Consider the following 14,043-nt stretch of genomic DNA (forward strand, 5'->3'; position numbering starts at 1 on the left):
AACATCAAAAACGATGTTTGTCTTCATTCTGAGACTCAGAGCTAAGCTCTAAGTCTTAAATATTACTCGCCTACGAAAGCATTGATTTCTGCTTCGATATTCGCAATTTTTTCTTTAGCATCTGCTTCAGATTCACCAACTGTAGCGATGTAGAATTTGATTTTTGGTTCTGTACCTGAAGGACGAACGGCAAACCATGAATCATCAGCCAAGATGTATTTAAGCACGTTACTTGGAGGAGTTGTCAATTTTTCAACGCCGTCAGCAGTAGTAGCTGTTTGTTCCAAGAAGTCTTCTGTCTTAGCAATGTCTGTGTTGTTGAATTGTTTAGGAGCATTGCCACGGAATTTATCCATGATTTTCTTGATTTCAGCAGCTCCGTCAACACCTGAAAGGGTAACAGAGATGGTTTTTTCTGCGAAGTAGCCGTATTGTTTGTAGATTTCTTCGATACCATCTGCCAAAGTCATGCCACGTGAGCGGTAGTAAGCTGCGATTTCAGCAACGATAAGAACAGCTTGGATAGCATCTTTGTCACGTACGAATGGTTTGATGAGGTAACCGAAGCTTTCTTCGAAACCAAGCATGTAAGTGTGGTTGTGTTGTGTTTCAAATTCATGAATTTTTTCACCAATAAATTTGAAACCAGTCAAGACGTTAAACATCGTTGCGCCGTAGCTTTCTGCAATCTTAGTAACCAACTCAGTTGATACGATTGATTTACAGAGGGCAGCATTGGCAGGAAGTGTACCAGCTGTTTTGTGAGCTTCAAGAATGTATTTAGCAATGATAGCTCCGATTTGGTTACCAGAAAGGTTGAGGTAAGAACCATCTGGTTGACGAATTTCAACACCAAGACGGTCAGCATCGGGATCAGTTGCAACCAATACATCAGCGTCTACTTTGCGACCAAGTTCTTCAGCAAGAGCAAATGCTTCTTGGTTTTCAGGGTTTGGAGATTTAACGGTTGAGAAGTCAGGGTCTGGTACAGCTTGCGCTTCAACAACTTGTACAGCTTCAAATCCAGCTTGCGCAAGAGCACGACGTGCCAACATTTCACCAGTACCATGAAGTGGAGTGTAGACAATCTTCATGTCACGACCGTATTCATTGATTAAGTCTTGGTTGATGTTAACGCCTTTAACTTCTTTCAAGTATTCAGCGTCGACGTTTTCACCGATAACTTCAATCAAGCCGCTAGCTTTGCTTTCTTCAAGGTCAGCCAATTGCACAATGAAAGGATTTTCGATAGCACGGATGTAGTCTGTCAATGCATCTGCATCTGCTGGTGGCATTTGTCCACCGTCTTCTCCGTAAACCTTGTAACCATTAAATGGTGCAGGGTTGTGGCTGGCTGTTACCATGATACCAGCAAATGTGTGAAGATGACGTACTGCAAATGACAATTCAGGTGTTGGACGAAGGCTTTCAAATACGTAAGATTTAATACCGTGAGCTGCCAAAACTTGTGCAGATTCAAATGCAAATTCTGGAGAGAAGTGACGGCTGTCATAGGCAATAGCAACACCACGTTTTTTAGCTTCTTCCCCTTTTGAGTCAATCAATTGGGCCAAACCTTCAGTTGCTTGGCGAACAACGTAAATGTTAATGCGGTTAGTACCAGCACCAATCAATCCACGCATACCAGCTGTACCGAATTCAAGGTTGGTATAGAAGGCATCTTCTTTCGTTTTTTCATCCATTGCGACCAACTCATCATGAAGGTAAGCAGGCAATTCAGCGAAGTCGAGCCATTTTTGATAATTTTCAGTGTAAGACATAGCAATCTCCTTTATATTTTTAACCGCTTACATTATAACAAATTTTTTCAGAAAATTCTAGCGATAATTGTAAATCTTTTTAAAAAGAAAATGGTATCTAAAATGTAAATGAAAATAAAAGAGCCAAGACATATCAGTCTCGACCTAACTAATTATTTTAATCTTTCAAGTGTCGGAACGGCTGCAGTTGTGACAAGAACTGTAGCAATAACTTCAATAAGAGAGTTTGTTGTCAAAATTAAAGCAAGAAAATGTTGAAAACTACCACCATAGATGTTACCGAAGAAGATATAAATTCCCAATAGAACAAAAATGGTATTGGTCATAGACCCGACAATAGCAGCTGTCACTAAACCAGTACGATTGTGTAGCCATCGATAGACGAAGTAAGGAGTCACTCCGATTAAAATACGTGGAAACAGTGCAATAATGAGAGAATAGAGATTTCCATGTGAGACAAAGGGACTAAAGAGGAAACTTGCTGGCGTCAAAACCAATGTATTCATGGTCACACTAAAGAGGCCCATGAGGAGTCCCAAAACAGCTCCGATTCTAGGTCCATAAATGACGGAAGCGATAACAACAGGAATATGAACTAAGGTCGGTTGAATACCAGACGGAACAAATTCGAGAATGAAGGAAGTTACAAAATGAATGGTGAGCATTACTGCAAAAAAGATGGCAATTCTTGCAATAGCGGTTGATTTTTTCATAAAAATTCTCCTTAACGGTTTATAGAATAGTATCTGATTTTCGGCACTATCCATAGATTAAATGATTTACTTTTTCAATCGTAAAAGCATAGGAGTGATACTTACTGTCAAAAGTCCAGCAATAATCATTTCAGCAATCGAATTTGTTGTGAAAATGGTTGCCATTAGTGTTTTGCCACCTGCTGTGTAGAAGTTAGGAATTAGGAAGTAGATACCAAGAAGTACAAAAAATGTATTAGTGAAAGCACCTAAAACCCCAGATAGAGCCAGACCTAGACGGTTTTGAAGTAACTTGTAGACAAAGTAAGGGAAAATACCGATTAGGATACGAGGAACGATGGCAATGACTGCAGATGCCCAAGTTCCCCCTTCAACAAAAGGACTAAAGAGATAGCTACTAACCGTATAGATAACAGTGTTTCGAATAATACTCATAATTCCCATGAAGCCACCCAAATAAGCTCCAATTTTAGGACCGTAGATGATGCTAGCGATAATAACTGGGATGTGGGTTAAGGTTGGTTTGATTGGAAGTACAAAAGCAGCAAAGATGGTTTGACTGAGTACTTCGATTACAACCATTGTAGCTATCAAGAGGGATAACTGAGCCGTTTGGTTTGCTTTATTTTTCTTATTCATCATAAACTCCTTTTTATTCTCTGCAAGGCTATTTTGTTAAAGCATTGTCAATGGATTCAATAATGTCATCAATATCAGCTAAGGCACCACGTCCTGTATCCCCACAAGCCAGTAAACCTGATTTTGGAAGAATTTCTTGGTAGCCAAGGTCATGCAAAGTATCTAAATTCTTCTTAGTCAGTGGATTTTCATACATTTTCGTATTCATTGCAGGGGCAATTAGTTTAGGTGTGGTGCTAGGTAAAGCTAAAGCAGTAGCAGTAAGCATATTATCGGCTAGACCATGTGCTAATTTGGCAATGGTATTTGCTGAAGCTGGAGCTACAACAAAGAGGTCAGCTTCTTTACCTAAGTCAATATGATTAATACGTTCAGCCAATTTTTCTTCCATGACATCAGTGTGAACAGGATTCTTCGAAAGGACTTGAAGTGTCAGAGGGGTGATAAAGGCTTGAGCAGCTTCAGTCATAATGACGTGAACGTCATAACCTTTTTTCTTTAACCTACTTGTTAGATCAGCTGCTTTATAGGCAGATATTGATCCTGAAACAGCAAGGATAATACGTTTAGTCATGGCATATCCTTTCAAATAAGGCTCGAGCAATCGCAGACTTAGTCGTAACCTTCTCCTCGTTTTTTTCGTCAACTAGATAAGCAATATGTTGATCTGCAGTAATATCACTCAAGTCGTTGGCAACAATAATATCAGCTTGATTGCGTCTCAGACTTGCACGAGCAACCTCAAAAAGCTCTTCTTTACTTACATTAACCAAAAGTTTGAAGCCAATCAGTTGAATAGCAGGATTCCATTGTTTGACGAGGCTAATGATCTTCGGTGTCTTTTTAAGAAAGAGAACTTGATAATCTGAAGCTGATGATATCTTGCTTTCAGTATTAGACTTGTGCAAGAATTGAGTGAGATCTTCGGTGTCCTCCAATTCGGCGAAATCCGTCATATAAATAGGAGTATAATCAGAGACTGCCATACTATGTATAAGAACATCATGCTCTTTGACGAGTGGCTCCATTTTTTTGAGAAGACTTTCTACGTTCGTAATTTCTGTAATCTTTAGATTTTCTTTCGGTTCTGGTTTAACCGCTGTCTTGGTTGTTACTAAGGTTACTTGGTGACCCTTAGACAAGAAAAGTTCAGCGATTTCCTTTCCTAGATAACCTGTTGAATGGTTTGTGATTCCACGTACAGCATCAATCTTTTCAGTGGTACCACCCGATGTAATCAAAATTTTCATAGTAGTATTGTACTAAAAATTGAGTCTTTAGTAAATAATAGTAGGTATTTTTGGGGTGTACCCCTATAAATTAAAGTTATAACGATTTATAACAAAACAAAAACCGAACATTGAAAAGTAATTAACCAAAAATAATGCGTTTTTTATCAAACTCTGATATAATAGACTCTAGAAAAATATAGAGGAGTGTCTCATGAAAACAGATATCGAAATTGCTCAAAGTGTAGAATTAAAACCAATCACAGAAGTAGTTGAAAAAGTTGGAATCGGCTTTGACGATTTGGAACTCTACGGAAAATATAAGGCAAAATTGTCATTTGATAAAATCAATGCTGTCAAAGACAATAAGCCAGGGAAATTGATTTTGGTGACAGCTATCAACCCAACACCAGCTGGTGAAGGGAAATCAACCATGTCAATTGGTCTTGCAGATGCTCTTAACAAAATTGGTAAGAAAACAATGATTGCCCTTCGTGAACCATCTCTTGGTCCTGTTATGGGAATTAAAGGTGGTGCTGCAGGTGGTGGTTACGCTCAAGTGCTTCCGATGGAAGATATCAACCTCCACTTCACAGGGGATATGCACGCTATTACTACAGCAAATAATGCTTTGTCAGCCCTTCTTGACAATCATATTCACCAAGGAAATGCTCTCGGCATTGACCAACGTCGTATCATTTGGAAACGTGTGGTTGACCTTAATGACCGTGCGCTTCGTCATGTAAACGTTGGTCTTGGCGGACCACTTAATGGTATTCCACGTGAAGATGGTTTTGATATTACTGTTGCGTCTGAAATCATGGCGATTCTTTGCTTGGCTACTGATATTAATGACCTTAAAGAACGTTTGGCTAACATTGTAGTTGCCTACCGTTATGACCGTACACCTGTTTATGTACGTGATCTTGAAATTGAAGGTGCGCTTACCCTTATTCTTAAAGATGCCATCAAACCTAACTTGGTACAGACAATTTATGGGACACCAGCCTTGGTACACGGTGGTCCATTTGCCAATATCGCTCACGGATGTAACTCAGTTTTGGCTACAGCTACAGCTCTTCGTTTGGCTGATTATACGATTACTGAAGCAGGTTTCGGTGCTGACCTTGGAGCTGAAAAATTCCTTGATATCAAGACTCCAAACCTCCCAACAACTCCTGATGCTGTTGTTATTGTTGCGACACTTCGTGCCCTTAAAATGCACGGTGGGGTAGCCAAAACTGACCTCTCTGAAGAAAATGTTCAGGCCGTTCGTGATGGCTTCGCAAACTTGAAACGTCATGTGGAAAACGTTCGTAAATTTGGTCTTCCAGCAGTCGTTGCTATTAACGAGTTTGTTGCTGATACAGAAGCTGAAATTGCAGCCCTTAAGGAACTTTGTGCAGAAATCGATGTTCCTGTTGAATTGGCTAGCGTTTGGGCTAATGGTGCTGATGGTGGTATTGACCTTGCCAACGCAGTAGTTGATGCTGTTGAAAATGGTAATGCTGACTATAAACGCCTTTATTCTGATGATGATAGCTTGGAAGAAAAAATCACTAAGATTGTTACTGAAATCTATGGTGGTAAATCAGTTGTCTTCGAGAAAAAAGCTAAGAACCAACTCAAACAATTTGCAGAATTCGGTTGGGATAAATTGCCAGTATGTATGGCTAAAACACAATATAGCTTCTCAGATAACCAATTCTTACTTGGAGCACCAGAAGGTTTTGATATCACTATCCGTGAATTTGTTCCTAAAACAGGTGCTGGATTTATCGTAGCTCTTACAGGTGACGTCATGACTATGCCTGGTCTTCCAAAAGCACCAGCAGCCCTTAAGATGGACGTAGCGGAAGACGGAACAGCTGTTGGTTTGTTCTAAGAAGAAATATCGATATAAAACAGTACCTATTGGTGCTGTTTTTTCGTTTCAGTTATGAAAAGCTTAAGGAAAGTTTAGTAGACTAAATCTAAATAAAAGAAGATCAAAGCACTAGATGATTACGTCTATTTTAGATATAATGATAAAACTTAGTCAAAGTGTTATTTGTATCTTTGACACCTAACAAGGGAGATAACTATGATTAAAATACTACTAGTAGAAGATGATTTGAGTTTGTCGAACTCAGTTTTTGATTTTTTAGATGACTTTGCTGATGTGATGCAAGTCTTTGATGGAGATGAAGGTCTCTACGAAGCTGAAAGTGGCGTCTATGATTTGATTCTTTTAGACTTAATGTTGCCTGAAAAAGATGGTTTCACTGTTCTTAGAGAATTACGTGAAAAGGGTGTAACAACCCCTGTACTAATCATGACGGCTAAGGAAAGTCTAGACGATAAGGGACACGGCTTTGAACTGGGTGCAGATGACTACCTAACTAAGCCTTTCTATTTAGAAGAATTGAAGATGCGTATTCAAGCACTTTTGAAACGCTCTGGTAAATTTGACCAAAATACACTTTCTTTTGGTGATGTTCGTGTCAATCTTGCTACAAATTCAACCTTTGTGGGGGATAAAGAAGTAGAACTTCTTGGTAAAGAGTTTGATTTATTAGTTTACTTCTTACAAAATCAAAATGTCATCTTGCCTAAGTCACAAATTTTTGATCGTCTTTGGGGATTTGATAGTGATACCACAGTATCAGTTGTAGAGGTTTATGTTTCTAAAATTCGTAAGAAACTTAAAGGAACAGACTTTGCTACCAATCTCCAAACCTTGAGAAGTGTGGGGTATATTTTGAAGAATGCTGACTAAATTTTTCAATTATCTCTTTAGGAGAATCAAGTCAGACGGATTTAAGTCGTTCATTCATTTTTTTGCTACTTTTTCTGGTATTTTCCTTATCATGACTGTCATGATTTTACAGATTTTGAGTTACGGCGTTTATTCCAATGTGGATTCTAGTCTGAAAATGGCAGCGACTAAGACCAATTCTTATTTAGAAATGGAAATGCTAAAACGGGAACTTTTTCTGACTTCTGAGGTGGATCAAAATAATACGACAACCATTTACCAAGCCTATGATACTAAAGAGTCAACAGCTGAAACACCTGACTCGAGTGGCTCTAAAAAAGAACCTAAGAAGAAATCAAAAATTGAAGATGCCCCTCACGATTTATCAGTTGCGGCAAATACCAGTGTCTTGGTACTTGATAAGAATGGGAAAGTCCTCAATGTCGTTGATAAATTTTCAAGTTTATCTAATTTACCAATAGATAAAAATAACATTGATGTTATCAGCAAGGGAAGTGCTCAGAATTATTTCGATCAAACAGAAAAGTATCGTCTGATTACTGAAAAAGTAGATAATAGTCTCTATCCTGATGCTAAGTACCTTGTTATTGCGATTAATACAACTCAATTGGAAGAAGCTACTGAACGTTATGTTAAGCTCATTGTCATCATGATGAGTTTCTTCTGGCTCTTATCTGTTGCGGCTAGTATGTATTTGGCTAAGTGGTCAAGACGTCCTATCCAGGAAAGCTTGGAGAAGCAGAAGGCTTTTGTTGAAAATGCTAGTCATGAGTTACGGACACCACTTGCTGTGATTCAAAACAGATTAGAAGTTCTTTTCCGCAAGCCTGAGAGCACCATTCTAGATAATTCAGAGAATATTGCATCAAGTCTTGATGAAGTACGTAATATGCGTCTTTTGACGACTAATCTCTTGAACTTGGCTCGTCGTGACGATGGTATTAAACCAGAAATCGAAACCTTAGAACCTGCTTTCTTTGATACAGTCTTTACCAATTATGCCATGATTGCAGAAGAAAATGAGAAAGGTTTCACGGCTCAAAACCAAGTTAGTCGTCCAATCCAAACTGATAAAACGCTATTGAAACAGTTAATGACCATCTTATTTGATAATGCTATTAAATATACGGAAGATGATGGACATGTTACCTTTACTGTTCGCACTAATGACCGCCAACTTTATATTTCTGTAGCTGATAATGGTCCTGGGATATCAGATAGTGATAAGAAAAAAATCTTTGATCGATTTTATCGCGTAGATAAGGCTAGAACCAGACAAAAAGGTGGGTTTGGACTTGGCTTATCCCTAGCGCAACAAATTGTTTTAGCCCTAAAAGGAACAATTGTTGTTAAAGATAATCAACCAAAGGGAACGATTTTTGAAGTTAAGATCACTGGAGTTTAATTAACAAAGAAAACCTGCTAGACGATAAGCTAGCAGGTTTTTTAGGTTTAGGTAATAAAAAAACTCCTAAATGGAGCTTTTAATTAGTTAGCCAATTTAGCTGCAAGACGTGATTTATCGCGGCTTGCTTTGTTTTTATGAATCAAACCTTTAGAAGCGGCTTTATCGATGCTAGCTGATGCAGCACGGTAAGCTTCTTCAGTTGGGTTAGCGTTGAATGCTTTAATAGCAGTACGCAAAGCTGATTTTTGAGCTGAGTTTTTTTCGTTTTGTTTAACGTTAAGTTCAGCGCGTTTGATAGCTGATTTAATATTTGCCAATGTTTTCACCTCCAAAATTTATCTAACTATGTCATTATACGTTATTTTAGGCCCCTTGGCAAGCTTTTTCTATTTTTTTAAGTGGATGAAGTCGATTTTATGATTGTCTCCCTTGTGAAGAATCAGTTCAGCTCGACTTCGTGTAGGTTCGATATAATTCTCCAGGTTAAGCAAATTGATATCACGCCAAGTTTTTTGTGCTAAAGATAAAGCTTCATCCTTGCTAAATTTAGTGAAACGATGGTAGTAGTTGTTTTCATCTTTTTTGGCGAGCTCAAGAAGGGTTTGAAAACGTTCGAGATACCACGATTCGATATTATTAACTTCAGCGTCAATGTAGAGAGAAAAATCGAAATAATCACTCATGTAGAGTCGTTGGTTAATAGGGTTCTGGAAAACGTTAATCCCTTCGACAATTAAAAAATTGGGCTGTCTGATTTCTTGTGTAAGTCCTGGTACAATATCATAAATTTCATGAGAGTAAACAGGGATATTGACATCACCACCATTTTTTATAGTATCTAAAAAATTGAGAAGAAGTGGCATATCGTAGGACTCAGGGAACCCCTTACGGTTAAGGATACCTTTTTCTTTCAAGACTTGGTTAGGATAGAGAAAGCCATCAGTTGTCACAAGTTCAACTTTAGATTGGGGGAAGGTACGCTGCAACAAGAGTTGAAGCAAACGACTGGTTGTGGATTTGCCAACAGCAACAGAACCAGATACCCCGATAATAAATGGACGATTAGTCTGTGATTTTTGTAAAAAGATACTCTTAGAAAAGGTCAGATCATTGGCAGTTTTCTGATAGATACGAATGAGATTGATAAGAGGAAGATAAATGTCACTAACTTCTTGCACATCAATCTTATCATTAAGGCTGCGAATGGAATCCAGTTCTTCTGCAGTCAATGGGGCATTGTCCTCTTTATGAAGGCGTTGCCATTCCTTGCGTGATATCGTTTCGAAATTGATAAATTCATTTAACATAGCTAACATTATAGCAGAAAAAAAGCCTGAATGTAAGCCTTGTCATATTACTAGCCTTACTTTGGTATTTATGATACGATAAAGAAAAAGTACTATCTAGAAGGAAAAAATAATGTCAAAAATGTATTATGCTGAGACGCCAGATGCGGCTCATGATATTCATGATTTAAAGGTTAATTTATTAGGAGAAAGTTTTCAGTTTTATACAGATGCTGGGGTTTTCTCTAAAAAAATGATTGATTTTGGAAGTCAAGTGCTTTTGAGTGCATTAGATTTGGAAGCTGGCAAAACGCTTTTAGATGTGGGTTGTGGCTATGGTCCTCTCGGTATCAGTTTAGCCAAGGTCCAAGGAGTTAAAGTCACTATGATCGACATCAATAGTAGGGCGATTGATTTAGCTAGACAAAATGCTCAACGAAATAAGGTTGAAGCTACTATCTTCCAATCAAATATCTATGAAAATGTCACTGGAAGTTTTGACTATATTATTTCTAATCCACCTATCCGTGCGGGTAAGAAGGTGGTTCATCAAGTTATCGAGGAGGCATATGATTATCTCAATCAAGGTGGTAACCTAACTATTGTTATTCAGAAAAAACAAGGTGCTCCGTCGGCAAAAGCTAAGATGGAGGATGTGTTTGGTAATGCTGAAGTCGTTAAAAAGGATAAAGGATATTATATCCTTAGAAGTGAGAAAATATGAGAACAGTTGACTTAATTGAAAAGAAAAGAGATGGTGGCGAGTTAAGCACAGAGGAAATTTCATATCTCATTAATGGCTATGTGTCTGGGGAAATACCAGACTATCAGATAGCTGCTTTGGCGATGGCGATTTATTATCAAGGTATGTCTATTCGTGAAATCCATGATTTGACCACTGATATGGTTGCTTCAGGCGAACAATATGATTTGTCAGAAATTCCAGGTGTTAAGGTAGATAAACATTCGACCGGAGGCGTTGGTGATAAGGTAACTATCATTCTTATGCCGCTTGTAGCTAGCTTTGGTGTTCCAGTGGCTAAGATGAGCGGTCGTGGTCTCGGACACACAGGTGGAACGATTGACAAATTAGAGTCTATCAAAGGCTATCAGGTTGAGCGTAGCAAGGAAGCGTTCATACAGCAAGTTAAAGACATTGGAATTTCTCTTATTGGTCAGTCTGAGCATTTGGTTAAGGCTGATAAACTTCTTTATGCCTTGCGTGATGTCACTGCAACAGTAGATTCCATTCCTCTAATTGCAAGCTCTGTTATGTCCAAAAAGATTGCAGCAGGGGCTGATAAGATTTTACTGGATGTTACTGTTGGTCAAGGCGCTTTCATGAAAAATATGTCAGATGCTGAAAAATTGTCAGAGACCATGGTTGCACTAGGGCATGAGGTCAATCGTGAAACGATTGCAGTTATTACAGATATGAGCCAGCCACTAGGTAAGGCTATTGGTAACCGTTTAGAAATCACAGAGGCTATTGAAATTATGCAAGGTAAGGGACGTGAAGATATCACTGACTTTATCTGTGAGTTGGCTGAGATTCTATTAGATTTAGCTCAGGTTGAAGCTAGCCAGGAAGAGATTCGTCAGCACTTAGTGGGTGGAAAAGCCCTTGCTAAGTTTGAAGAACTCATTCAAGCTCAAGGTGGTGATTTGACCGATCTTTATCGTCATAGCAGTGCGCCTGTCGTGACAGATATTCATGCTCATGAAACAGGTTACATTAAAGAGTTACCTGCTATGGCATTTGGAAAATTCGCTATGCAATTAGGAGCAGGTCGAGCTACGAAGTCAGATAGTCTTAATTATGAAACAGGGATTGTATTTGAAAAGAAAGTTGGCGATTCTGTGACTCAGGGAGACCTTATTGCCAAGGTCTATAGCCAAGAAATTTTATCTGAAAAAATGCTGACTGAATTCGAAAAAAATGTTATTATGAGTAGTGAATGTAAAGAAACGACAGAAATATTAAAGATAATTCGCTAACCCTTAATTTAATTCTAACCAAGGAGTTTGTTTATGTCTGTTAATAGCTATATTGACCATACCTTACTAAAAGCTGATGCTAATAAAGAACAGATTCTTTCCTTAATTGATGAGGCTAAGAAGTATGAGTTTGCTAGCGTCTGTGTTAATCCAACTTGGGTCAAAACGGCAGCTGAATTGCTTAAGGATAGTTCTGTCAAAGTTTGTACGGTTATTGGTTTCCCTTTGGGAGAATCGACCTCCGCAGTTAAGGCTTTTGAAGCCAAAGATGCTATTGCCAATGGGGCAGATGAAATTGATATGGTAATCAATATCGGTGCTCTTAAATCTAGAAATCTTAAATTAGTTGAAGACGATATTAAAGCTGTTGTTGAAGCTAGTGGAAGTAAACTTGTAAAGGTTATCATTGAAACTTGTCTATTGACTGATGAAGAAAAGGTCGAAGCTTGCCAATTAGCAAAACTGGCAGGTGCAGATTTTGTGAAGACATCTACAGGGTTTTCTACTGGTGGTGCTACCATTGAAGATATTGAACTTATGCGAGAAGCTGTTGGTCCTATTATGGGAGTCAAGGCATCTGGTGGAGCACGTACACTTGAGGCGGCTAAAGCCTTTATCAAAGCTGGTGCAACCCGTATTGGTACTTCGTCAGGAGTGGCCATTATGAAAGGGCAAGAAAGTCATGATAGCTACTAAAAAAGAGCAAGTAATAAAAGCAGCACAAGAAGCAGCTGAAAATGCCTATGTTCCCTATTCTCGGTTTAGGGTTGGAGCAGCATTGCTTACAAAGGATGGGCACATTTTTCAAGGATGTAACATTGAGAATGCCTCATTCGGATTGACCAATTGTGCAGAGAGAACAGCCATTTTTAAGGCGGTATCCGAAGGATATAGAGAGTTTGAATGTCTCGCAGTATACGGAGATACCAAAGAGCCTATCTCACCGTGTGGTGCTTGTCGCCAAGTGATGGTCGAATTTTTAAAATCAGATTCTAAAGTGATTCTTATCGCTGAAGATAAATCGACAGTCGAGATGACAGTCGGAGAGTTGTTACCATACTCTTTTACGGACTTACAATAGTCTAGTTGTTTTATTCTTTATTAAGCAAGTTTTCTTGCAAGTTATAGGAGGAGTGTTCAAGATGAAATTGAACAAGAAAATTATCGGGCTTGGCCTTGTTGCTGTTGCGGCACTTGGTCTTGCAGCATGTGCACGTGGCGGACGCGGCGGATCATCAGCTGATTCAAAAGTTAAAGCTGCTATCGTTACAGATACTGGTGGGGTAGATGATAAATCATTTAACCAATCAGCGTGGGAAGGACTTCAAGCGTGGGGTAAAGCTAACAAACTTAAAAAAGATTCTGGCTTCACGTACTTCCAATCTGGTTCAGAGTCTGACTTTGCAACAAACATGTCTTCAGCACAAAGTCAAGGCTACAACCTCATCTTTGGTGTTGGTTTCGCTCTTCATGATGCAGTTGCAGATGCAGCCAAAGAACACGAAGATGTGAACTATGTAATCATTGACGATGTTATTAAAGATCAAAAGAACGTTGAGAGCGTTTTGTTTGCCGATAACGAAGGTGCTTACCTTGCAGGTATCGCAGCAGCTATGCAGACAAAAACAAATAAAGTTGGTTTCATCGGTGGTCAAACATCAGACACAATTACACGTTTTGAAGCTGGTTTCACAGCTGGTGCTAAGTCAGTAAAACCTGATATCGATGTACAAGTTCAATATGCTGAATCATTCTCTGATGCAGCGAAAGGTACAACAATCGCTTCAACAATGTACGCTTCAGGCGTTGACGTAATTTACCAAGCTGCTGGTGGTACTGGTACTGGTGTCTTCACAGCTGCTAAAGAAGTTAACGAAAAACTTGATGCTGACAGCGATAAGAAAGTATGGGTAATCGGTGTTGACCGTGACCAATCAGCAGAAGGTAATTACACATCTTCAGACAAGAAAAAATCTAACTTTGTTTTGACTTCAACAATCAAACAAGTTGGTACAGTTGTTAAAGATATTGCTAACGGACAAGTCAAAGGCGATAAATTCGAAGGTGGTAAAACTAAGACTTACGGTATCAAAGACGGTGGTGTTGACATTGTAACGTCTAATCTTCCTTCAGATATCAAGAATGCAGTAGAAAAAGCTAAAGAACAAATCAAGAATGGTGAATTGAAACCAACTGATGGTCTTAGCAAATAATAGTTAAGCATAAGTCTT

Annotated in this window: 15 protein-coding genes; 8 read left to right on the forward strand and 7 right to left on the reverse strand. The window is 38.8% G+C overall.

All coding sequences use genetic code 11. From position 1 onward, the window contains the following. Positions 1-62 precede the first annotated feature (62 nt). From HMPREF2697_RS03655 to HMPREF2697_RS03675, 5 genes are all read right to left on the reverse strand, one after another. Entirely contained in the window at positions 63-1,781 is a 1,719-nt protein-coding gene (locus tag HMPREF2697_RS03655; protein ID WP_070849671.1) for a phospho-sugar mutase, read from the reverse strand. Between the two features lie 152 nt (positions 1,782-1,933). Further along, positions 1,934-2,494, reverse strand: a complete 561-nt coding sequence (locus HMPREF2697_RS03660) for an ECF transporter S component (protein WP_004182060.1) — start codon at positions 2,492-2,494, stop codon at positions 1,934-1,936. Between the two features lie 66 nt (positions 2,495-2,560). After that, entirely contained in the window at positions 2,561-3,133 is a 573-nt protein-coding gene (locus HMPREF2697_RS03665) for an ECF transporter S component (protein ID WP_070849673.1), read from the reverse strand. A 28-nt stretch (positions 3,134-3,161) separates the two neighbouring features. Beyond that, on the reverse strand, positions 3,162-3,707 hold the full coding sequence (coaC, locus tag HMPREF2697_RS03670) for a phosphopantothenoylcysteine decarboxylase (RefSeq protein ID WP_004182014.1): 546 nt from the start codon (positions 3,705-3,707) through the stop codon (positions 3,162-3,164). Beyond that, complete coding sequence (locus HMPREF2697_RS03675) at positions 3,700-4,383, reverse strand: phosphopantothenate--cysteine ligase (RefSeq protein ID WP_004182113.1); 684 nt, start codon at positions 4,381-4,383, stop codon at positions 3,700-3,702. Before HMPREF2697_RS03675 ends, coaC begins: the two co-directional genes overlap by 8 nt. Before the next feature lie 193 nt (positions 4,384-4,576). Between HMPREF2697_RS03675 and HMPREF2697_RS03680 the strand changes: the two genes are divergently transcribed. From HMPREF2697_RS03680 to HMPREF2697_RS03690, 3 genes are all read left to right on the forward strand, one after another. Continuing rightward, positions 4,577-6,247, forward strand: coding sequence for a formate--tetrahydrofolate ligase (locus HMPREF2697_RS03680; RefSeq protein ID WP_004182072.1), 1,671 nt, complete (start codon positions 4,577-4,579; stop codon positions 6,245-6,247). Between the two features lie 198 nt (positions 6,248-6,445). Continuing rightward, positions 6,446-7,120 (forward strand): response regulator transcription factor, encoded by a 675-nt coding sequence (locus HMPREF2697_RS03685; protein ID WP_004182019.1) that lies wholly within the window; start codon positions 6,446-6,448, stop codon positions 7,118-7,120. Continuing rightward, positions 7,110-8,525: a sensor histidine kinase gene (locus HMPREF2697_RS03690; RefSeq protein ID WP_037604990.1), complete on the forward strand. Its 1,416-nt coding sequence runs from the start codon at positions 7,110-7,112 to the stop codon at positions 8,523-8,525. Before HMPREF2697_RS03685 ends, HMPREF2697_RS03690 begins: the two co-directional genes overlap by 11 nt. Before the next feature lie 83 nt (positions 8,526-8,608). Here HMPREF2697_RS03690 and rpsT read toward each other — a convergent pair whose 3' ends face one another. Next, positions 8,609-8,845, reverse strand: coding sequence for a 30S ribosomal protein S20 (gene rpsT, locus HMPREF2697_RS03695; RefSeq protein ID WP_004182129.1), 237 nt, complete (start codon positions 8,843-8,845; stop codon positions 8,609-8,611). Between the two features lie 69 nt (positions 8,846-8,914). After that, the gene (gene coaA, locus HMPREF2697_RS03700; protein WP_004182102.1) at positions 8,915-9,835 is read right to left on the reverse strand and encodes a type I pantothenate kinase; all 921 of its coding nucleotides are present in this window, start codon (positions 9,833-9,835) and stop codon (positions 8,915-8,917) included. A 112-nt stretch (positions 9,836-9,947) separates the two neighbouring features. Here coaA and HMPREF2697_RS03705 point away from each other — a divergent pair, with 112 nt between their 5' ends. From HMPREF2697_RS03705 to HMPREF2697_RS03725, 5 genes are all read left to right on the forward strand, one after another. Further along, positions 9,948-10,538 (forward strand): class I SAM-dependent methyltransferase, encoded by a 591-nt coding sequence (locus HMPREF2697_RS03705; protein ID WP_070849675.1) that lies wholly within the window; start codon positions 9,948-9,950, stop codon positions 10,536-10,538. Beyond that, positions 10,535-11,812 carry a pyrimidine-nucleoside phosphorylase gene (locus HMPREF2697_RS03710; protein ID WP_070849678.1) on the forward strand — a complete coding sequence of 426 codons (1,278 nt, stop codon included), beginning with the start codon at positions 10,535-10,537 and terminating at the stop codon, positions 11,810-11,812. Before HMPREF2697_RS03705 ends, HMPREF2697_RS03710 begins: the two co-directional genes overlap by 4 nt. A 33-nt stretch (positions 11,813-11,845) precedes the next feature. Continuing rightward, positions 11,846-12,508, forward strand: coding sequence for a deoxyribose-phosphate aldolase (gene deoC / locus HMPREF2697_RS03715; protein ID WP_070849680.1), 663 nt, complete (start codon positions 11,846-11,848; stop codon positions 12,506-12,508). Further along, complete coding sequence (locus HMPREF2697_RS03720; RefSeq protein ID WP_070849682.1) at positions 12,495-12,893, forward strand: cytidine deaminase; 399 nt, start codon at positions 12,495-12,497, stop codon at positions 12,891-12,893. The genes deoC and HMPREF2697_RS03720 overlap by 14 nt, the downstream gene beginning before the upstream one ends. A 67-nt stretch (positions 12,894-12,960) precedes the next feature. Next, positions 12,961-14,025 (forward strand): BMP family lipoprotein, encoded by a 1,065-nt coding sequence (locus HMPREF2697_RS03725; RefSeq protein ID WP_277752649.1) that lies wholly within the window; start codon positions 12,961-12,963, stop codon positions 14,023-14,025. The last annotated feature ends 18 nt before the right edge of the window (positions 14,026-14,043 follow it).

The organism is Streptococcus sp. HMSC064D12, assembly GCF_001837205.1.
Classification (GTDB): Bacteria; Bacillota; Bacilli; order Lactobacillales; family Streptococcaceae; genus Streptococcus; species Streptococcus salivarius_D.